The organism is Halorubrum sp. FL23 (assembly GCF_052439115.2).
In the GTDB taxonomy this organism is placed as follows: Archaea; Halobacteriota; Halobacteria; order Halobacteriales; family Haloferacaceae; genus Halorubrum; species Halorubrum persicum.
Genome location: NZ_JBQVRO020000003.1, coordinates 300,491 through 320,819, shown reverse-complemented (window position 1 = coordinate 320,819; position 20,329 = coordinate 300,491). Strand labels below are relative to the sequence as shown.

Genomic DNA, 20,329 nt, shown 5'->3' with positions numbered 1-20,329 from the left:
ACTTGCTCCGCGACCGCGGCGTCGCCCGGTCCTCACGCGGCGTCGCCGACCCGGTCGACGAGGTCGCTCGCGGCCGCCGCCGCCCGCTCCTGAACCGCGTCGGCGTCGAGCGTGAGGACCTCGCGATCCCGCATCAGGACCGTCCCGTCGCAGACGGTGTGGCGCACGTCGCTCCCGCGCGCCGCGTACGCGAGGTGCGAGACGGGGTCGTGTACCGGCGTGAGATGCGGGGCGTCGAGGTCGACGACGGCGAGGTCGGCGGCGGCGCCCGGCTCGATCCGACCGCCGGGGAGCCCGAGGGCCTCGGAACCCCCGGCGGTCGCCATCTCCACGACCGCCTCGGCGGGGACCGCGGCGGCGTCGTCCGCGGCGAGCTTCCCGAGCATCGCGGCGTCGCGCATCTCGTCGAACACGTCGAGGTCGTTGTTCGAGGCCGCCCCGTCGGTGCCGAGCGCGACCGTCACGCCCGCCTCGCGGAGGCGTTCGACCGGCGCCATCCCGCTCGCGAGCTTCATGTTCGAGGCCGGGCAGTGGACGATCGCGGTCCCGGCGTCGGCGAGCCGGTCGACCTCCGACGCGTCGAGGTGGACGCCGTGCGCGAAGAAGTCGTCCGGACCGAGCGCGTCGATCGCGGCGGCGTACGCGATCGGTCGCTCACCCCGCTTGTCGACGATCGGGTCGACCTCGTCGGTCGTTTCGTTCGCGTGGAGATGGATCGGGACCCCCGACTCGCGGGCCGCCGCGACGCCCTCGCGGAGGAATTCCTCGCCGACCGTGGTCAGCGAGTGCGGCATGAACGCGGTCCGGACCCGACCCTCCGCGGCGCCGTCGAGCTCCGTCGCGATCGCTAAGCTCTCCTCGATGTCGGCGCGAGCGTCCGCGTCGTCCTTCCCGACCGTGACCACGCCGTGACCGAGCCGGGCGCGAAGGCCCGCGCGATCGACTACGCCCGCGACGCGGTCCATCGCGAAGTACATGTCCGCGAACGCGGTCGTCCCCGACCGGATCATCTCCAGTGCGCCGAGCTCGGCGCCGGCCTCGATGTCGTCCGGCGTGAGCTCGGCCTCGGCCGGCCAGATGTCCTCGCGCAGCCACGGGTCGAGCGGCTTGTCGTCGGCGTACCCGCGGAGGAGCGTCATCGCGACGTGGGTGTGTGCGTTGACGAGCCCCGGGATCACGAGCGACCCGTCGGCGTCGAGCACCTCGTCCGCGTCGGGACGCTCGTCGGCGGAGGTCCCCGCCTCCCCGTCACCTTCGGTCCGGCCGGCCGCGGTGTCGTCGCCCACCGCGACGATCGTCCCGGCGTCGCGGTCGACCAGCACGTCCGACTCGGTCACGTGACTGTCGGGACGGAGCACCTGTCCGCCCGCCACGCGAAGCGTGTTCATGCTCCCGTTTCCGCCCGGCGGACCTAACGCCTTCCGTTCGGCGGTGCCGGGGTCGTCCCCGCCTCCGAACGTTCTTTCCCGGTCGCCGCCTGAGTCCGTCCATGACAACCGATGCCCAGCAGGCGTGTTTCGAGGCCGGGATCAAGTTCGGCTCGCTGTACCACCAGTTCGCGGGGACGCCCGTCAGCCCGGCGAGCACGCGCAGCCTGGAGGCGGCGATGGCCGAGGCGATCGAGAACCAGCCGTTCTGCGACGCGGTGACCGTCGATATCCACGACGATCGGGTCGCGGAGGCGATCGACCACGAGAACGGGTACACCGAGCTGACCGGTTCGCTGATGGACGTCGAGATGCGGATCGCTTACGAGGGTGTGACCGTCCGCACCCGGATGGCGATGCGGGACGGCTACCCGCTGATGGAGCTGGTCGCGGTCGACGATCCAACGGGCGACCCCGACGAGGGAGACGAGGTCAACGTGGACAGTTGATACGTCTGTTCACTCGAACCCCCCCTTCCTCCGATGACTATAGAAAACTTTGAGGAAGATTTTAGTACAACCTACCAAAAGCGGTGTAATATGCCCGATCCAAAAAGTGGGGAGGCAGTTGAGAGCACGAAGCGACGACGGCTACTCGGCCTCCTCGGCGGCGGGGCGGCGGTAAGCCTCGCCGGCTGTTCCGATCAGGAGCCCTCCGACGGTGGCGACGGAAGCGACGGGAGTGACGGCAGCGACGGTATGGACGGCGACGACGGCGAAGACGGCGAGGACGAGCCCCAGCGGTCCAACGCCGACAAGGCGCAGGCCGCTTGGGAGCGCGCCGTCGCCAACCCCCTCCCGGAGGACGAAGAACTCCGAAAAGAGGCGTACATCGAGATGGAGGAGGCGGTCCGCGACGACGCCGCGGTCATCCCGCTGTTCCACTCCTTCACCGAGCGGTTCTGGTACGACTACGTCGATGTCCCGGTGAGCGGTGCGCTGGGCGCCCACTGGCAGCAGTACAACACGACGACCGTCGAGGGACAGAGCGAGCTCAACCTGGTCAACGACACCTTCGACGAGCTCGACCCCATCATGTCCACCGACACGGCGTCGTCGCGGGTCATCACGCAGCTCTACGAGAACCTGACGGCGTTCCCCAACGGCGTCCCGGTGATCGAGAACCAGCTCATGTCGGAGTACGAGGTCTCCGAGGACGGCACCACGTGGACGTTCACCCTCCGCGACGACGTCCAGTTCCACGACGGGAGCCAGATGACGGCGCAGGACGTGAAATACTCCTGGCGCCGCACCGTCGAGTCGGAGAACTCCGAGCGCGCGAGCTTCACCCTCAATCAGCCCGTCGGACTCGGTATCGACGCCGAGACGGACGACGACGGCAACGTCGTCGCCGACTCGCTGGCGATCGAGGTCATCGACGACCGAACCATCGAGATCCAGCTCGTCGGTCCGAACCCCGACGTGCTCGACGTCATCGCGTACTCCAGCTTCTCCGTGATCCCGCAGGGGTACGTCGGCGACATCGAGGGGTACGACGGCGAGGTCACTCACCAGGAGTTCTCGACCGAGGTCGCTAACGGGACCGGCCCGTTCGAACTCGACGCGTTCAACGTCGACGAGGACGTCACCGTCGTCCGCAACGACGACTACTACGGCGAGGTCGCCAGCGTCGACGCCGTCAACTGGGAGATCATCGAGGACAGCCAGGCGGCGTGGACCTACGCCCTCGAACAGAACGCCGACATCTTCAGCGTGCCGACGTTTGCGTACGAGGCGGACGCCATCGACGCCGAGGCCGACGACCGCGGTCGACAGGTCGGGACGTACGGTCCGGCGGGCGAACTGAACGAGGAAGTCAACTACGTCGGCGTCTCGGAGATCAGCACGTACTACTTCGCGTTCAACGTCTCGAACACGCAGCGCGCGGCCCGGCAGGCGATCGCGTACGTGATGAACAAAGATCAGATCGTGCAGGAAGTGTTCGCCGGCCGCGGCACCCCGGCCTACAGCTTCCTCCCCCCCGCGATCTGGCCCACCGGGAACGACGGGTACAACCAGTTCCTCGACGCGTACCCGTACAGCCTCGGCGAGAGCGACATCGAGGGCGCCCGATCGGTCCTCGACGAAGCCGGCATCACGACCGACGACCCGGTCGATATGACGCTCACCACGTACGAGAGTCAGGTGTTCCAGACGGCGGGCGAGCTCGTCCGCGACCTGATCTCCGGGACCGGAGTCAACCTGTCGCTCGAGTCGTCGCAGTTCTCGACCCTGCAGAGCCGCGGTGAGGACGGTGACCTCGAGATGTACAGTCTCGGGTGGATCTGGAGCTGGCCGGCGGTTCCGTACGGCATGTTCCAGCTCGAACCGCTCAACACCGACACCTCGTCGATGCCCGGCGAGACCAACGGATTCTACCTCGACTGGCAGACCCGGCTCGAGGAAGAGGCCGAGTAGAGGCTCTCGCCCTCCGATTATCGAAGCATTTAGCTATCGCACGAGCTACCCTCCAATATTGAGTCGATCCATGCCCACCACGACCCCAAGAGACCGTAAGACGCCATGAGCCGCTGGGAATACTTCATTAAGCGGCTACTGCTCACCGTCCCGGTGTTGTTCTCCGTGTTGACCTTCCTGTTCATCATGCTCCGGACGGGACCGATCGATCCGGTCGCCGCACGCCTCGGCCCCCAAGCGGGCGCGGCGGACAGACAGCAGCTCCGGGAGCGGCTGGGCCTCAACGACCCGCTGTGGGAGCAGTACGTCGACTTCATCACGGACTTCATCACGTTCAACTTCGGCCAGTCGTGGGTTGTGCAGGCCGAGCGGGACATCCTCGACATCGCCGTCGGCGCCGCACCGGCGACGCTCTGGCTGGGGTTTTGGGCGATCCTGCTGCCGCTGTTCATCGGGATCCCTCTCGGCTTCTACGCCGGACTCAACCCTAACACGTTCGGCGACTACGCGGCCTCCCTCGGCGGCATCATCTGGCAGGCGCTGCCGAACTTCTGGCTGTGCGTGATCGCGCTGGCGGTGCTTCGGCGCACCCGCGAGGGCGGCGAGCTGCTCGGCATCAACTGGTACACCCTCGGCCCGGACTTCGCGGCCCGCGACATCAGCATCACCGGGACCCCGACACTCGAGTGGTTCTCGACGACCGACGTGCTGATGCTCCCGATGCCGTACGTGAGCGACTGGACGGCGCTGGCGATCGACATCAAGCTCATCCTGCCGCCGGCGCTCATCCTCGGGTCGGCGTCGATGGCGGCCGAGCTGCGCATCGGTCGGACCGCGATGCTGGAGACGGTCAACTCGAAGTTCGTCGAGACCGCGAAGGCGAAGGGGCTCCCCAGCCGCGTGATCGTCTGGAAGCACATCTTCCGGAACGCCATGATCCCGCTGCTGCCGGTGATCACGAGCGAAGCGTTCCTGCTCATCGGCGGCTCCGTGATCGTCGAACAGATCTTCAACATCAACGGGCTCGGGCGGATCTTCTTCCAGTCGCTGACGCAGGGTGACCTGCCGATGGCCGGGGCCCTGCTGTTCCTCTTCACGCTGATCATCTTGGGGCTCAACATCCTCCAAGACTTCCTGTACACCGTTATCGATCCCCGCGTGGGGTACGACCAATGAGCACGAGACAGAGCGATTCCACGGACGGATTCGAGGAACCGGACGACGACAAGCTGTTCCGCGACCGCGTCCGGGAGAATCCCCGACCGGCGACGGTCTGGCTCGCCGGACTCGCGCTCCTGCTCCTGCTCGAAATCGGTCGCGTGTTCGCCGGCGTCGGTCAGGCGTTCGGGATCGTCGGGTTCACGGTCGAGCTCTTCGCGAGCATCCCGGCCTCGGTCGGCGACAACGTGGCCGGAACGCTCGGCGGCGCGGCCGGGTTCGTCGCGACCGCGCTCACGGCCGTGCTGATCGCCTTCGCGATCACGGTCCCCGTCTCCGGGAGCGTCCCCGACGCCGCCGTCGACATTCTCGGGCTCGACCTCTCGCGCCGGGGGCGCCGCTGGGCGAAGCGCGCCGAACTGACGTTCGTCCTCGTCGCCGCCGCCGGGCTCATCGCGTACACGCCGGTCGGCGGCGCGTTCTCCGCGCTGATCGGTGCGATCACCGGCGGCGTCGACGCGCTCGCCTCGGCGCTCCCGTCGATCACGAGCCGAGACCTGATCGCGAACACCGGCCACCGACTGCCGGACGGCGGCTGGGAAGGGACGTTCCTCGGCCTCTCGCCCGCCGCCGCGTGGGCGATCCGGACCGGGCTCGTGTTCGCGTACGCCACCGCGTTCCTCGTCTGGTTGTGGCGGGGGTTCAACGTCTACCGGACGCACTACCGGCTCGCCGACTGGACGCCCCGGGACGACACGGTCCGGCGCTTCCGGCACAACTACTGGGGGCTGTTCGGCTTCGTGATCGTCTTCCTGTTCGTCGTGCTGGCCCTGTGGGCGCCGGCGGTGAGCCCGGTCGAGGCCCAGCACAACATCTACGAGCCCAACGCTCACGAGTTCCAATACCTCGACGAGAACGGCGAGGTCACCTCCACGACGCACGTGTTCGCGAACCTCCAGAGCCGCTCCGACGGCCAGAACACGATCGGACCGATGAGCTACGACGGCTACGGGCGGTGGGCACCGCTCGGGACGACGAACAGGGGCCAAGACATGATGACGCACCTCTCGTACGGCGCCCGGACCTCGCTCGTCATCGGGGTCACGGCGATCGGGCTCGGGGCGCTCATCGCGGTCGTCCTCTCGCTCCTGTCGTCGTACTACAAGGGGATCACCGACATCGCGACGGTGATGGCGAGCGACACCATTCAGGCGGTCCCGGCGCTGCTGCTCATCATGCTCGTCTCCGTCGTCTTCCAAGAGGCGAACCACCCGATCGCCCAACCGCTCGACGGCGGACTGCTGTTGGCGCTGATCTTTGCGTTCGCCTACTGGCCCGGAATGTGGCGCGCGATACGCGGCCCCTCGCTGCAGGTGTCCGAACAGGAGTGGGTCGACGCCGCGAAGAGCTACGGACAGACCCCCCTACAAACGATGCGCAAACACATGGCACCCTACATCGCCGGCTACATCCTGATCTACGGATCGCTTCTGATCGGCGGCGTGATCATCTCGACCGCCGCGCTGACGTTCCTCGGACTCGGGATCAACCCGCCGACCCCCGAGTGGGGACGGCTCATCAACGGCGGACAGTCGTACATCTCGACCAGCTCCTGGCACGTCGCGACCATCCCCGGAATCGCGATCGTCCTGGTCGTTATCGCGTTCAACGCGCTCGGTGACGCGATCCGCGACGCGATCGATCCGGAGGCCGACGTGGACGAGAGCGAGGCCGCCACCGCCGGAGGTGGTGCGTGATGGCCGTCGAAGAGGAGTCCGCGTCCGGGGCTGCGGCGGCAGACGAGGCCCGGAGCGACGACCCGCTCATCGACGTTCGGAACCTCCAGACCGCGTTCTTCACCGACAAGGAGACGATCCGTGCCGTCGACGGGGTCGACTTCCAGATCGACTCGGGCCAGACGGTCGGCATCGTCGGCGAGAGCGGGAGCGGGAAAAGCGTCACGGCCCGCTCGCTGATGGGACTGATCGAGTCGCCGGGGCGCGTGCTCCGCGGGAGCAGCGTCCGCTACCGCGATCTCGACGCGGTCCGCGAGTTCGCCGAGCTATTCTCGAAGCGGACGGTCGCGGTCGAGGAGCTGGACGCGCGGTACGACCCCGCGGAGGTGTTCGGGGCGACCGACGCCACCCCGGCGGAGTTCGGCCACGACGACCCCGCCGATGTCCCCGTGGTCGACGTGGCCGCGGCCGGCTACACCGACGAGGTCGGGATCACGGACGGCGACGAGTGCGTCTTCGTGCTCGACGGCGACGTCGACTCTCCCGCGTCGATCCGCGACGGGTTCGTCGAGATCACCCGCCTCTCCGGCGAGGCCCAGCGCAAGATGCGCGGCGGCCGGATCGCGATGGTGTTTCAGGACCCGCTGACCAGCCTCAACCCCGTCTACACGGTCGGGAACCAGATCGAGGAGGCGCTGGAACTCCACCAGGGGCTCTCCGGGAAGGAGGCCACGCAGGAGGCCGCGGAGCTGCTCGAGGCGGTCGGGATCCCGGACGCCCGCCGGCGGGTCAACGAGTACCCGCACCAGTTCTCCGGCGGGATGCGCCAGCGCGCCGTCATCGCGATGGCGCTCGCGTGCGAGCCCGACATGCTGATCTGCGACGAGCCGACCACCGCGCTCGACGTCACGATCCAGGCGCAGATCCTGGACCTGATCGCGGAGATCCAGGAGTCGCGGGACGTGGCGGTGATGTTCATCACCCACGACATGGGCGTGATCGCCGACGTTTCCGACCGGGTCAACGTGATGTACGCCGGCGAGGTCGTCGAGTCGGCCGACGTGGGACCGCTGTTCGCGGACCCGAAACACCCGTACACCAACGGGCTCCTCGACTCGATCCCGGGCGGGCAGGTCGGCGACAAGCTGTCGACGATCGATGGCAGCGTCCCGACGCCGAACGAGCCGGCGACGCACTGCCGGTTCGCCCCCCGGTGTCCGAAGGCGTTCGACGAGTGCGAGTCGGTTCATCCGGTTCCAACGCCCGTCGACGAGGAGACGGACGACCACACGGCCGCGTGCCTGCTGTACCCGGACGACGTTTCGACCGAGGAGGCCGTCGAGCGACATCAGGAGCGGGACCGCCGAGGTGACCGACAATGAGCCAGAACACAGCTTCGACGACGCCGGACGACCGGGCTGAGACCCCGTCCGACACGATGGTGAAGGTACGGGACCTGAAGACGTACTACGACAGCGGCAGTCTGTTGGAGGACCGTCCCGTCAAGGCGGTCGACGGCGTCAGTTTCGACATCCGGCGGGGGGAGACGCTCGGGCTCGTCGGCGAGTCCGGCTGCGGGAAGACCACCCTCGGTCGGACGCTCATCCAGCTCGAAGAGGCGACCGACGGCGAGGTCCTGTTCGACGGCACCGACATCACCTCGCTGCGCGGCGACCAGCTCTACGAGTGGCGACAGAACGCGCAGATGGTGTTTCAGGACCCCGACTCCAGCCTGAACGACCGGATGACGATCGGCGAGATCATCCGGGAACCGCTCGACGTTCACGACTGGAAGACGCCGGCCGACCGCCGGAAGCGCGTCAAATCCCTGCTGGACGAGGTCGGCCTCTCGCCCGAGCACTACTACCGGTACCCGCACCAGTTCTCGGGCGGGCAGCGCCAGCGGATCGGCATCGCGCGGACGCTCGCGTTGAACCCCGAGTTCATCGTGCTCGACGAGCCGGTGAGCGCGCTCGACGTCTCGGTGCAGGCCGAGATCATCAACCTGCTCGAAGAGCTTCAAGACGAGTTCGACCTGACGTACCTGTTCATCGCCCACGACCTCTCCGTCGTCCGGCACATCTGCGACCGGGTCGCGGTGATGTACCTCGGCAACATCATGGAGATCGGTCCGACCGAGGAGCTGTTCACCGACCCGGCGAACCCGTACACCCACGCGCTCCTCTCGGCGATCCCGAAGCCGGACCCCACCGCGAGCCGCGACCGGATCACGCTCCACGGGACGCCGCCGAACCCGCGGTACCCGCCGACGGGCTGTCCGTTCAGCACGCGGTGTCCGGTCCGCATCCGCCCCGACAAACACGAGGACCTCGACGACGAGGTCTGGGAGGGGATCAACGGGTTCCGCGAGATCATCCGCGAGCGCATGCGCGCCGACCGCTCGATCCGCGAGCGAGTCCGCGAGCGCTTCGGCTTGGAGACTCGCTTCGCTACGATCGACGAGACGTACGACGAGCTGTTCGGCGACACCGCGGTGCCGGACGAGGTCGAGCGGGTCCTCACCGACGTCGCCGAGGCCGCCGGCAACCACGAGGAACAGGCGGCGCTCGACCGACTCAACGCCGAGTTCGGAAGCGTCTGTGACGGCGTCGCCCCCGAGGGCGGGGCCGACCCCGTCGAGCCCGAGTACTACGAAGTGAGCGACAGCGGTCGCTTGAGCTACTGTCACCGCCACGACGCCGAGCACCGAGAGACGGAGACCGTGCTCGACGACCGCAGCTAACCCATGGGCGTTCCTCGCCGGTTCCGGACGCGCGCCCGCGCCCTGGCCGACGCGTTCGCGTACGCCCTCGTGGTGGCCGTCGTCGTGCTGCTCGGCTCGGTCGCGCTCGGGCTCGCGACCGGCGGGGGATTCGTTCGGGGGAAGCTGTTGGCGTTCGTGGCCGGCTGGCTTCTCGTCGGCTACGCCACGGTGCGGCTGTGGCCCTCCTCGGTCGACGACCTCGACCGCCCGTCGATGAGCGCGCGCGGCACGCGCCTCGAGGGTCTCGTTCGAGCGCTCCCGCCGATCCGGTGGATCCGGCTCCCGGCGCCGCCGGAGCGGGTCCGCGTCGCCGGAAAGGTGCTCCTCGCCGGCGTCGCGACGCTCGGGGGCTCGCTGCTGATGGAGACGGCGCTCGGCGTCGCCTGAGCGGGCTCGAAAAGAGTTATCTTTCTCCCCCGACCAGTCGCACACAGCAATGGACCCCGAGGAGGACGCCTTCGTCCGTCAGCGCCAGCGGTTCGGCGAGGAGCACATCACCGCGTGGGAGCAAACGCTCGAGGAGACCGATATGCTCGCCGAGGACCGCCGGGACGATGGGTGGGAGACGACCGTCGTCATGGTCCCCCATACCGACACGGTCAGCCGGGACATGAAGGACCACGACCGGTTCGGCCTGATGCACGTCGTTCCGAACAACTACGCCGACGCGTTCGTCGAGGCGTACGACGAGGAGGCGTACACCGAGTACCTCGTGTACGGGGACGCCATCGACGGGGTGATGTACGTCGCCATCGAGCTCATCGATCCGGACGCGAAACGATCGATCTTCGTGCCGTGCAAGTACGACATGACGACGGCGGACGGAATGACGCAGTCCGCCGTCGACGAGGGCGCGCTGTACAGCCACTTCAACACCATCTCCGGAGAGACCCTCGGGCGATTCCGGTACGAGGAGTTCCGCCCCCTCGTCGCGCCCCCGGACAAGGACAGCGCCACCACCGTCGCCACCGTCGACGAGCCGACCGGCAACGGCGGCGCCTGAGCCTCACTCCGCGGAGTCGTCAGTTCCGGTCTCGCCGATCGACCGGACGGTTCCGACGCCCTTGCTCGACCCCTCTCGGAAGACGAACCGCTGACCCTCCTCGATCAGGTACGGGCGGAACTTGAATCGGACCGTCGTCCGCCCGGTGTCTCCGGGGAGGAGCCGCCCGCCCTCGGGAGCGAAGACGGCCGCCTCCGACACCGTCTCGACGTGGACGACCGGCTCGTACCCCTCCTGTATCCGCGTCGGGTGGTTCAGGACCATCACCTCGGCCTCGAACTCGCGGACCGGCTCGGGGTCGCTTCCGCGGGGCACCAGGGCCATCCCCCGCTCGATCTCCGACTCGTCGACCCCCTTCAACGCGATCCCGACGATCCGGCCGGCGGTCGCCTTATCGACGCGGTGGTAATGCATCTCGATCGAGCGCACCTCCACCTCGCGCAGGGAGCCGTCGGCCATCGGTCCCAAGAGGAGCTCGTCGCCGGCCTCCACGGTGCCGGAGTTGACCGTTCCGGACGCGACCGCGCCGACGCCCGTCACCTTGTAGCTCCGATCGACGTACATCCGGAACTCCTCGCGCTCCGGCGTCGCCCGCTTCGGGAGCGTCTCGAACAGCCGGTCGAGCGTCCCGATCCCCGCCTTCGTCACGGCGCTCGTCCGGAGCAGCGGAACGACGCCGTCGCCCACCTCTGCGACCGCCGCGTCGATCCCGTGCCGGTCGACGAGGAGGGGCGTCTGTCCGGCGTCCCGCAGCATCGACTCGGTCTCGCGCTCGACTTCGGCGAGCCGCTCGTCGCTCACGGCGTCCGCCTTCGTGATCGCGACGATCGTCGGGAGCTCCGTCGCCAGGAGGATCCCCAGGTGCTCGCGGGTCGTCGTCGTCGGCCCGTCGTCGGCGGCGACGACGAGGAGCCCGTAGTCGAGCTTCTGGCCGACGAGTCCGCGGATCGTCGTCCGGAGCCACGGCTCGTGGCCGACGGTGTCGACGAACGAGACCAGCCGGTCCGCCTCTTCGACGATCCGGGCGCGGTCGGACTTGCGGTGCGGGTTGTCCATCCGGACCGGCTCGTCGCCGCCGTCGTCGAAGCCGTAGACGGCGTACGACAAGTCGGCGGAGAGCCCCCGCTCGACCTCGTGCGGCTGGACGTCCAGGAAGCCGCGCGTGCCGCCCTGCCCGTCGTCGGCGTGGCCGGTGACGAGGGTCCCCACGAGCGTCGACTTCCCGTGATCGACGTGGCCGGCCGTGCCGATCACGAGGTGGTCGTCGTCCATCTCGAACATCCCCCCGTCGCGGAGGGTGGCGAGGCCGACGAGCCCCTCCGCGCTCCCGTTGCCGTCGGATCCGGCGCTCCACGTCTCCACGTCGGCGATGTGGGCGTCCGCCTCGTCGGCTAACAGCGAGAGCACGTCCATCGTCTCGGAGAAGGCGTCGGGGGAGATCCCGGCCAACCCGCCGTCGTCGGTGACGCCGAGGACGTAGGTGGCCTCGCCGTCGCCGGAGAGCACGCGATGGCGGAGCTGGGCCACGAGCGACTCCATTCGCCCCTCGGCTAAGTGGACCTCACGAGTCAGCCGCTCCTTGAACTCGATCTCGCCGCCGTCCCGTTCGCCGCGCTCGATGGCCCGCCGGAGGGCGGACCGGTCAGCGCTCATGTCCGTTCGTAGGCGGTAGCCGGGCTTAACGGTTTTCGTGCTATGCGTCCCCACGTCACGTGATCGGTACCGAGAGGTTGCGAGGGGACGGGAGCGATCCCGACCACTCCCGACCGTTTCGGTCCCGCGACGTTCTCGCCCGCGACTCCCTCGCGGCGCCGTCGCCTTCGAGGCGGCCTCGCCGTCGTTCCCTTTTCGTCGCACTCAGCGGGTCCTCAGAACAGTGTCGGCCCGATCGTCTGCCGGCGATTCCGGCCCGATCGGGATGACCGCGTCCGCCTCCCGGCTCACTCCGCGGTCAGATCCACGTACGTGCGGCGAACGGTCACGGGGGTCACGTCGGCCACGTCGGCGGCCTCCTGCTGGGTGCACTCCGCGTCCAGCTCGCGGGCCGCGGTGTACAGACAGGCGGCGGCGACGCCGACCGGGTTACGCCCGTTCGCGATCCCCTCCGCGACGGCGCGCTCCGCCAGCTCGCCCGCCCGGCGCTCCACGTCGGCGTCGCAGTCGAGGTCGCTCGCAAACCGCGGGAGGTACTCGGCGGGACCGGTCGGCGCGATCGGGAGCCCGAGCTCGCGGTTCATCGCGTCGAAGGCGGCCCGGTGCTCGGCCTCCGTCGCCTTCGCTTCGGCGCAGATCTCTTCGACCGTGCGGGCCACGTCGGCGGTGCGGCAGGCGACGTACAGGCAGGCGGCCGCGAACCCCTCGAGCGACCGGCCGCGGAGCAGGCTCTCGGACTGCGCGGAGTCGAACAGCGTGCAGGCGGCGTCGCGAACGCTGTCGGGCAGCTCCAGGGCGCCGGTCAGCCGGCGGATCTCCGTGTAGGCGTACACCTTGTTGCGGTCGCGCTTCGTCGAGATCTGCGCCCGGTTGTGCTGGGTCCGCATCCGGGCGAGCCGCCGCCGCTTGCGCCCCTTGACCTTCGTCGACCGACCGATCTCCGTCGAGAGCCCGCGATCGTGGCGCGAGCGCGTCAGCGGAGCGCCGGTTCGCTTGGGGTTCGTGTCGTCGTCGTCGAACGACCGCCACTCGGGACCGTGGTCGATCCGGTCGGACTCGACGACGAGCCCGCAGTCGGTACAGACCCGCTCCGCGGCGTCGGCGCGCGTCCGACCGCCGCACTCGGGACACATCTCGCGAGCGGCGGTCTCGTCGCCGTCGGTGGTCTCGTCGCGGGCCGTCGCGGCGCGGTCGGCGGGTTCGTCCCGATCGACGGATTCGCCGCGGGTCGTCGTCGCGGCGCGGTCCGCGGTCGCGGTGTCGTCGGTCTCGGTGCGGGGCGAGCGGGTCCGGGTAGAGCGTGCCTCACTCATCACACATCGAACTCGGGCCCGATGCCTTACTTAAACCCGGGAGAATTCGGGGCGGATCGACCGGAACGGAGCGCTCGAACCGACCGGTAACCGTTCGGTGTTTTCCGAACCTATCCCGCTGCAGTACGGTGGTTTTAACCGCCAGTGCGAGGCATGGCTTCGCATGACGCTGTCGGAGATCGCGGACGGCCTCGAAGTGACCGCGAGCCAGCGCGACCGGGGCGTCGCCGTCGCGGACGACACGGAGACCCCGCTCGTCGATCGGCTCGCGGCGCACGCGGACGACCTCCCGTGCACGCCGGAGGCGACGGCGACGCTCGTCGACGCCTTCACCGCCGGGCGGAGCGTCGGGGACGCGGCCCGCGAGGCCGGCGTGTCGCCGATGACGGGCGCGAAGGCCCTCCACCGCTGCGGCGTCGAGGGCGTCTGTCCGCTCGCGCCGACTCGCCGAGACGTGGTCCGTGACTGGCTCGACGGCCGGATCGCGCGCAGCGAGGCGGTCGCGCTCGCCGGCGGCGACGAGGCGGACTTCGCGCTGGCGACGTACGTGGAGACGCACGACCCGCTGTCCGCAGTCGCCGAGGCGGTCGACGCCCACATCGCCGGCTCCGCCCCGCTCGGCGCCGGTTCCGGCGGAAGCGATGGCGACGCGCTAGGCGGGGCGCTCGGGTCGCCCGACGGACTCCGCTGAGCGACGGGCGTCCGCTCGCGATCAGGGTGTCAGCCGATCGACCAGTCCCGACTCCGCGAACTCGATCCCGACCGTTGCGTCGAAGGCAGCTTCGAACGCGTCCGCGACGGCGCGCGCGTACGCTCCGTCTCCCGTCGACGCCGTCGGCGCGTCCGCGACCGCGGGCGCGGTCGGCGGGAGGTGAACGTCCGCGTCGGTCTCGTCTCCCCCTTCCGCGCTCTCCCCGTCGCCGTCCCGCACCACCGCGATCGACCGGTTTACCCCGGCGCCCACGTCGGCGACCCGACCGCGGAGCCGCTGGAGGGCGTCGCGGCCGTGGGTCGTCGCCGGGAACACCGCGGCCGTCCGGTCCGCGGCGGTCACTCCCGCGACCGCCTCGTTGGAGCCGACGGGGGCGACGTCGACGATCACGGCGTCGTAGCTCGTCGCGGCCTCGTCGATCCGCCGCTCTAGCTTTCGGGCCGCCTCCGCGGTCTTCGCTCTCGCGACGCGCTCGAAGGGCGCGCGGGCCGGGATCGCGTCGGCGCGACCCGGGAGATCCGGGGCGTCGGTTTCGGCTCTTTCGGCGTCTCCGCCGCCCCCGACGATCGGGTACGTCGCCGCCGACAGCGACGCCCCAGTCTCGTCGGTGACGAGCGTCGTGAGGTCCGTTCCGATCCGCCCCGACACGTACTCCGAGAGCCCCTGCGTCGTGAACGCGGCGTCGACCACGGCAACGTCGCGGCCGTCACGCGCGCCCAGCGCGGCCAGCTCGACGGCGGTTCGCGTCGTCCCCGCGCCGCCGGTCGCCCCGACGAGCGCGAGCGCTTTGGTGCGCATGGCTCCGCTCGCCGAGGTCGGTTGTTAAGGGCCGCGGATCGCCGCGCCGCCCGCCGCAACGAATATATCATGGATGTCTGTATGATACCGACGCATGGTCGCCCTCGCAGACGGGAAGTGGCGCGCGCTCGTGCTCGTCGGCGTCGCGGAGCTGTTCGCGATGACGCTCTGGTTCAGCGGGACGGCCGTCGGGCCGGAGCTGGCCGCGGCGTGGGGGCTCTCCGCCGCCGAGACCGCCTGGCTGACCAACGCGGTCCAGCTCGGCTTCGTCGCGGGCGCCCTCGCGTCGGCGTCGCTGACGGTCGCCGACGTCGTTCCGCCGCGGTACCTGTTCGCCGGGTCCGCGATGCTCGGCGCGGCGGGGACGGCGGCGATCGCGGCGGTCGTCACCAGCGGGCTGCCGGCGATCGTCTTGCGCTTCCTCACGGGCGTCGCGCTCGCGGGCGTCTACCCGACGGGCATGAAAATGATGGCGTCGTGGTTCGACGCCGGCCGAGGGCTGGCCATCGGCGTCCTGGTCGGTGCGCTGACGGTTGGGTCGGCCTCGCCGCACCTCATTCGAGCGGTCGGCGGGATCGGCCGGCCGGACACGGTCTTGTACGGGACGGCCGCGCTGGCGGCGCTCGGCGGCGTTCTCGTTCTCGCGTACGAGGACGGCCCGCACCAGCCGGAGACGGCGCCGTTCGATCCGGGCGCGGTCCGCCGGATCGTCACCGACCGCGGCGTCGTCCTCGCGAACGTCGGCTACTTCGGCCACATGTGGGAGCTGTACGCGGTCTGGACGTGGGTGCCCGTCTACCTCGCCGCGAGCTTCGAGGTCGGCGGCGTGGCCGAGGCCGACAGCCGCGCCGCGCTGCTTGCGTTCGCGACCATCGCGATCGGCGGCGTCGGCGCGTGGCTGGCGGGGTCCGCGGCCGACCGCTGGGGCCGGTCCGCCGTCACCAGCCTGTCGATGGTCGTCTCGGGGAGCGCCTGTCTGGTCGCGGGCGTCGTCTTCGGCTCGTCGCCCCTCGTCGTCGTCCCGTTCGTCCTCGTTTGGGGCTTCTTCATCGTGGCCGACTCCGCGCAGTTCTCCGCCGCCGTCTCGGAACTCGCCGACGAGAGCTACGTCGGCTCCGCGCTGACGCTCCAGACCGCCGTCGGCTTCCTTATCACTATCGCCTCGATCCAACTGGTCCCCGTCGTGCGGGACGCCGCCGGCTGGCAGTGGGCGTTCGCCCCGCTCGTCCTCGGGCCGCTCGTGGGCACCGGGGCGATGCTGTGGCTCCGCACGCTCCCGGAGGCCGACCGGCTGGCGGGCGGTCAGGGCTGACGGGTCTTCACCCCTCTCCGTCCACGAGCGACCGCTCGGACCGGCCGTTCAGCCGTCTATCGCGGCGGCCACGGTCTCGCCGACCTCGTCCAGCTCGTCGTCTGAGAGGTCCGGTCGCTCGCCGCCGACGGCGTGGAGGGGCGCGCCGCCGTCCCCCTCGAACCGGGGAATGATGTGGGCGTGGACGTGGGGGACCTCCTGTCCGGCCGCCTCGCCGTCGTTGATCCCGACGTTGGCGCCGTCGGCGTCGACCGCGGCCTGCACCCGCGGGGTGAGCTCGGTCACCGCCGCGAACAGCTCGCTCGCGAGGTCGCCGTCGAGGTCGCCGACGTGTTGCGCGTGGGACTTCGGGATCACGAGCGTGTGGCCGCGAGCGAGCGGGTTGGCGTCGAGAAACGCCAGCACGTCGCCGGTCTCGTAGACGGTTCGAGCCGGGATGTCGCCGTCGACGATCGAACAGAAGATGCAGTCTGCGGACATACGCGTGGAGTCGTCGCGGCGACCCATCAAGGTTTCCCGGGGGCGGTCGCTCCGCGTCCCGCTTCGACCGGTCCTACTCGTCCGCGTCGGGGAACGGCACCTCGATCAGGTCGCCGTCGTCGGGGAGGAGGCACTCTCCGCTGAACGCCTCCCGCGCCTCGCGGCGGATCGGCGAGGCGTCCGCGGCGTACCGCGAGGAGATGTGGACCAGTGCGAGCCGCTTCGCGTCGGCGCGCTCCGCGATCGACCCCGCCTCTCGACCGGTCGAGTGCGCGGTGTCGCGGGCGCGGTCCGCCATGGCGTCGGAGAAGGTGGCGTCGTGGACGAGCAGGTCGGCGTCCGCCGCGACCGCGGCGGTCTCCTCCCGCGGACGGGTGTCGGCGGTGTAGACGAACTTCCGACCGGGCCGCGGCGGTCCCACCACCTGATCGGGCTCGACGACCGAGCCGTCCTCGGCCTCGACCGACTCGCCGGCGTGAAGCCGCCCGAACTTCGGGCCGACGGGGACCCCGAGCTCCTCGGCCCTCGGGCGATCGAACCGGCCGGGGCGGTCGTCTTCCTTCAGGACGTACCCCTGTGATTTGGTCCGGTGGGCCGTCTCGAACGCCCGGACCTCGTAGCCGTCGGCGTCGAGCGCGACCTCGCCGGGTGCGACCTCGTCGATCCGGATCCGGAACGCGGGGTCGTGGCCGACCGCGTGGACGAGGTCGTGGAGGTCGCCGGCGGTTCCCGGCGGGCAGTGGATCGTCAGGGGGGCCGCCCGGTCGTTGAAGCCGAGCGTCTGGACCAACCCCGGGATCCCGAGGACGTGATCGCCGTGGAGATGCGAGACGAACAGGTGGTCGATCCCGAACCCGGTCCCGTGCTGCATCATGCCGCGCTGGGTGCCCTCTCCGCAGTCGAACAGCAGGCGGTCGCCCTCGCGGTTGACGAACAGTGCGCTCGGCGCGCGCTCGGTGGTGGGGACGGCGCCGCCCGTCCCGAGGAAGGTGACGCGAAGGGACATACACGGGTATCGGAGCGGCATTTGTAAACCGGTATCGATGACGGCGCCGCCGCGGCTGGCGGCGACACCGACATGTGTCCGCCGTCCCGAACGGGACCGTGCACGACTCGATCGCTGCGCTGGTCGGACAGGAGGGGTGGCGCGCCGAGGGCGACGCGGCCCGCGTTCACTACGACGGCGGGGGAAACCGGTACGCGGTGGAGTTCTACGCCGACGCCGAGCGCGTCCTCTACTGGACGGTCCCGCCCGTGGAACCGGACGCGGCCGCCGACGCCGCCGACTCGACCGACCCCGCCGCGAGCGCCGCCACGGCCGCTCCCGTTCCCCGTGAGCAGATCCCGGACCCCCTCCGGCGGCGCATCCGCGAGGACCTCGACGCCGCCGGCGTCGACCCCGATCTGGAGCGCCGCGAGATCTGATCTCGCGTTCGGTCTCGGCTCCCGTCTCGCTCCGTCTCCCCGCTCCGCGCTGATCCGCCGATCGCCCGTTTCGGCGGCCATTACCGGAGATTTCCGCCGATGTATCTCGCTTCGAAGGAAACGTATTTGCGGCGCGATACGATAGGAAACGGTAATGAGTAGCGCCGAGTGGGAGGAAGACGACCCCTTCGAGGAACAGCGGGACAAGATCGAGAACCCGATGAAACGGCTGTTCCTCGCGTACGGTCGCGACTACCTCCCGCAGGTGACCGTCGGCATCTTCGCCAGCGTCTTCGCGCGACTCCTCGACCTCCTCCCGCCGCTGATGCTCGGGATCGCCATCGACGCCGTGTTCTACGAGGACGCCGTCTTCAGCGAGCAGATCCCGCTCGTCGTCCTCCCGGACGTGTGGCTCCCGACCGGACAGGAGGCGCAGTTCTGGTTCACCATCGCCGTCATCGGCGGCGCGTTCGGGACCGGGGCCGCGTTCCACTGGGTCCGTAACTGGGGGTTCAACGCCTTCGCGCAGAACATCCAGCACGACGTTCGGACCGACACCTACGACAAGATGCAGCGGCTCAACATGGAGTTCTTCTCCGACAAGCAGACGGGGGAGATGATGTCGATCCTCTCGAACGACGTGAACCGCCTCGAACGGTTCTTAAACGACGGGATGAACTCGCTGTTCCGGCTCTCCGTGATGGTCGTCGGCATCGGCGTCCTCCTCTTCTGGATCAACTGGCAGCTCGCGCTGGTCGCGCTCCTTCCGGTCCCCATCATCGGCGGGTTCACCTACCTGTTCATCAGGATCATTCAGCCGAAGTACGCCGAGGTGCGCTCGTCGGTCGGGACGATGAACTCCCGGCTCGAGAACAACCTCGGCGGCATCCAGGTGATCAAGTCGTCGAACACGGAGCCGTACGAGTCCGACCGCGTCGACGACGTGTCGATGGACTACTTCGACGCCAACTGGGACGCGATCACGACCCGGATCAAGTTCTTCCCCGCGCTCCGCGTGCTCGCCGGCATCGGCTTCGTGCTCACGTTCGTGATCGGCGGTCTCTGGGTGTTTCAGGAGACGCCGCCGGGGCCGTTCACCGGCGACCTCTCGGTCGGGATGTTCGTCGTGTTCATCCTCTACACCCAGCGGTTCATCTGGCCGATGGCGCAGTTCGGGCAGATCATCAACATGTACCAGCGCGCCCGCGCCTCGTCCGCGCGGATCTTCGGGCTGATGGACGAGCCGTCGCGGCTCGCCGAGGACCCGGACGCCGAGGACCTGACCGTCGACGACGGCGACGTGGTCTACGACGGCGTCAGCTTCGGGTACGACGACGATACCATCGTCTCCGACATCGACTTCGCGGTCGACGGCGGCGACACGCTCGCGCTCGTGGGGCCGACCGGCGCCGGGAAGTCCACCGTGCTCAAGCTGCTGCTCCGGATGTACGACGTCGACGAGGGCTCCATTCGGATCGACGGGCAGGACGTGCGCGACGTGACGCTCAAGTCGCTCCGTCGGTCGATCGGGTACGTCGGGCAGTCGTCGTACCTGTTCTACGGGACCGTCCGCGAGAACATCACGTACGGCACCTTCGAGGCGAGCGACGAGGAGGTCCGCGAGGCCGCGAAGGCGGCCGAGGCCCACGAGTTCATCGAGAACCTCCCGGACGGCTACGACACGATGGTCGGCGAACGCGGCGTGAAGCTCTCCGGCGGCCAGCGCCAGCGCGTCACCATCGCGCGAGCCGTCCTGAAGGACCCCGATGTCCTCATCCTCGACGAGGCGACCTCGGACGTGGACACCGAGACGGAGATGCTGATCCAGCGATCGCTCGACCGGCTCACGGCCGACCGCACCACGTTCGCCATCGCGCACCGGCTCTCGACGATCAAGGACGCCGACACCATCCTCGTGTTGGAGGGCGGTGAGATCGTCGAGCGCGGCAGCCACGACGAGCTGTTGGACAACGACGGGCTGTACGCGCACCTCTGGGGCGTGCAGGCCGGCGAGATCGACGAGCTCCCCCAGGAGTTCATCGACCGCGCGCAGGAGCGCACCGCGCGTCTGGTCGAGGACGCCGAGAGCGACGACGACTGAGGTCGCGGCTCCTCACCCGCCCACCGATTC

Annotated in this window: 18 protein-coding genes; 12 read left to right on the top strand and 6 right to left on the bottom strand. The window is 69.5% G+C overall.

The features are described 5' to 3' along the window. Positions 1–32: 32 nt before the first annotated feature. Positions 33–1,388 (bottom strand): amidohydrolase, encoded by a 1,356-nt coding sequence (locus tag ACT4MF_RS05675; protein WP_444681998.1) that lies wholly within the window; start codon positions 1,386–1,388, stop codon positions 33–35. 101 nt (positions 1,389–1,489) lie between these two features. Here ACT4MF_RS05675 and ACT4MF_RS05670 point away from each other — a divergent pair, with 101 nt between their 5' ends. The 8 genes from ACT4MF_RS05670 to ACT4MF_RS05635 all read left to right on the top strand — a co-directional run bounded on the left by ACT4MF_RS05670 (position 1,490) and on the right by ACT4MF_RS05635 (position 10,505). Further along, on the top strand, positions 1,490–1,876 hold the full coding sequence (locus ACT4MF_RS05670) for a dihydroneopterin aldolase family protein (protein ID WP_444681997.1): 387 nt from the start codon (positions 1,490–1,492) through the stop codon (positions 1,874–1,876). A gap of 90 nt (positions 1,877–1,966) precedes the next feature. Continuing rightward, complete coding sequence (locus ACT4MF_RS05665; RefSeq protein ID WP_444681996.1) at positions 1,967–3,844, top strand: ABC transporter substrate-binding protein; 1,878 nt, start codon at positions 1,967–1,969, stop codon at positions 3,842–3,844. Between the two features lie 105 nt (positions 3,845–3,949). Then, positions 3,950–5,020: an ABC transporter permease gene (locus ACT4MF_RS05660; protein WP_444681995.1), complete on the top strand. Its 1,071-nt coding sequence runs from the start codon at positions 3,950–3,952 to the stop codon at positions 5,018–5,020. Continuing rightward, complete coding sequence (locus ACT4MF_RS05655) at positions 5,017–6,759, top strand: ABC transporter permease (RefSeq protein ID WP_444681994.1); 1,743 nt, start codon at positions 5,017–5,019, stop codon at positions 6,757–6,759. The genes ACT4MF_RS05660 and ACT4MF_RS05655 overlap by 4 nt, the downstream gene beginning before the upstream one ends. Continuing rightward, a complete protein-coding gene (locus ACT4MF_RS05650; protein ID WP_444681993.1) occupies positions 6,759–8,120 on the top strand; it encodes an ABC transporter ATP-binding protein in 1,362 nt (453 codons plus the stop codon). Before ACT4MF_RS05655 ends, ACT4MF_RS05650 begins: the two co-directional genes overlap by 1 nt. Next, the gene (locus ACT4MF_RS05645; RefSeq protein WP_099255796.1) at positions 8,117–9,481 is read left to right on the top strand and encodes an ABC transporter ATP-binding protein; all 1,365 of its coding nucleotides are present in this window, start codon (positions 8,117–8,119) and stop codon (positions 9,479–9,481) included. Before ACT4MF_RS05650 ends, ACT4MF_RS05645 begins: the two co-directional genes overlap by 4 nt. A gap of 3 nt (positions 9,482–9,484) precedes the next feature. Further along, the gene (locus ACT4MF_RS05640; protein ID WP_099255797.1) at positions 9,485–9,889 is read left to right on the top strand and encodes a DUF7555 family protein; all 405 of its coding nucleotides are present in this window, start codon (positions 9,485–9,487) and stop codon (positions 9,887–9,889) included. 49 nt (positions 9,890–9,938) lie between these two features. Beyond that, on the top strand, positions 9,939–10,505 hold the full coding sequence (locus ACT4MF_RS05635; RefSeq protein WP_099255798.1) for a DUF7529 family protein: 567 nt from the start codon (positions 9,939–9,941) through the stop codon (positions 10,503–10,505). 3 nt (positions 10,506–10,508) lie between these two features. Here ACT4MF_RS05635 and ACT4MF_RS05630 read toward each other — a convergent pair whose 3' ends face one another. Both ACT4MF_RS05630 and ACT4MF_RS05625 read right to left on the bottom strand, forming a co-directional pair. After that, positions 10,509–12,158 carry a GTPBP1 family GTP-binding protein gene (locus tag ACT4MF_RS05630; RefSeq protein WP_099255799.1) on the bottom strand — a complete coding sequence of 550 codons (1,650 nt, stop codon included), beginning with the start codon at positions 12,156–12,158 and terminating at the stop codon, positions 10,509–10,511. A 287-nt stretch (positions 12,159–12,445) separates the two neighbouring features. Continuing rightward, a complete protein-coding gene (locus tag ACT4MF_RS05625) occupies positions 12,446–13,471 on the bottom strand; it encodes a transcription initiation factor IIB (protein WP_444681992.1) in 1,026 nt (341 codons plus the stop codon). 163 nt (positions 13,472–13,634) lie between these two features. Between ACT4MF_RS05625 and ACT4MF_RS05620 the strand changes: the two genes are divergently transcribed. Then, positions 13,635–14,162: a DUF7858 family protein gene (locus ACT4MF_RS05620; protein WP_444681991.1), complete on the top strand. Its 528-nt coding sequence runs from the start codon at positions 13,635–13,637 to the stop codon at positions 14,160–14,162. Between the two features lie 21 nt (positions 14,163–14,183). Here ACT4MF_RS05620 and ACT4MF_RS05615 read toward each other — a convergent pair whose 3' ends face one another. Further along, positions 14,184–14,981 (bottom strand): P-loop NTPase family protein, encoded by a 798-nt coding sequence (locus tag ACT4MF_RS05615; RefSeq protein ID WP_444681990.1) that lies wholly within the window; start codon positions 14,979–14,981, stop codon positions 14,184–14,186. Between the two features lie 94 nt (positions 14,982–15,075). Here ACT4MF_RS05615 and ACT4MF_RS05610 point away from each other — a divergent pair, with 94 nt between their 5' ends. Next, positions 15,076–16,293 carry an MFS transporter gene (locus ACT4MF_RS05610; protein WP_099255804.1) on the top strand — a complete coding sequence of 406 codons (1,218 nt, stop codon included), beginning with the start codon at positions 15,076–15,078 and terminating at the stop codon, positions 16,291–16,293. 48 nt (positions 16,294–16,341) lie between these two features. Here ACT4MF_RS05610 and ACT4MF_RS05605 read toward each other — a convergent pair whose 3' ends face one another. Next, complete coding sequence (locus tag ACT4MF_RS05605; RefSeq protein ID WP_444681989.1) at positions 16,342–16,773, bottom strand: HIT family protein; 432 nt, start codon at positions 16,771–16,773, stop codon at positions 16,342–16,344. A 73-nt stretch (positions 16,774–16,846) separates the two neighbouring features. Next, entirely contained in the window at positions 16,847–17,779 is a 933-nt protein-coding gene (rnz, locus tag ACT4MF_RS05600) for a ribonuclease Z (RefSeq protein WP_444681988.1), read from the bottom strand. A gap of 98 nt (positions 17,780–17,877) precedes the next feature. On the opposite strand from rnz, the gene ACT4MF_RS05595 reads away from it, so the two are divergent. Beyond that, positions 17,878–18,198 carry a DUF7538 family protein gene (locus tag ACT4MF_RS05595; protein WP_444681987.1) on the top strand — a complete coding sequence of 107 codons (321 nt, stop codon included), beginning with the start codon at positions 17,878–17,880 and terminating at the stop codon, positions 18,196–18,198. Positions 18,199–18,352: 154 nt separating this feature from the next. Continuing rightward, entirely contained in the window at positions 18,353–20,299 is a 1,947-nt protein-coding gene (locus ACT4MF_RS05590) for an ABC transporter ATP-binding protein (protein WP_444681986.1), read from the top strand. Positions 20,300–20,329: the final 30 nt, after the last annotated feature.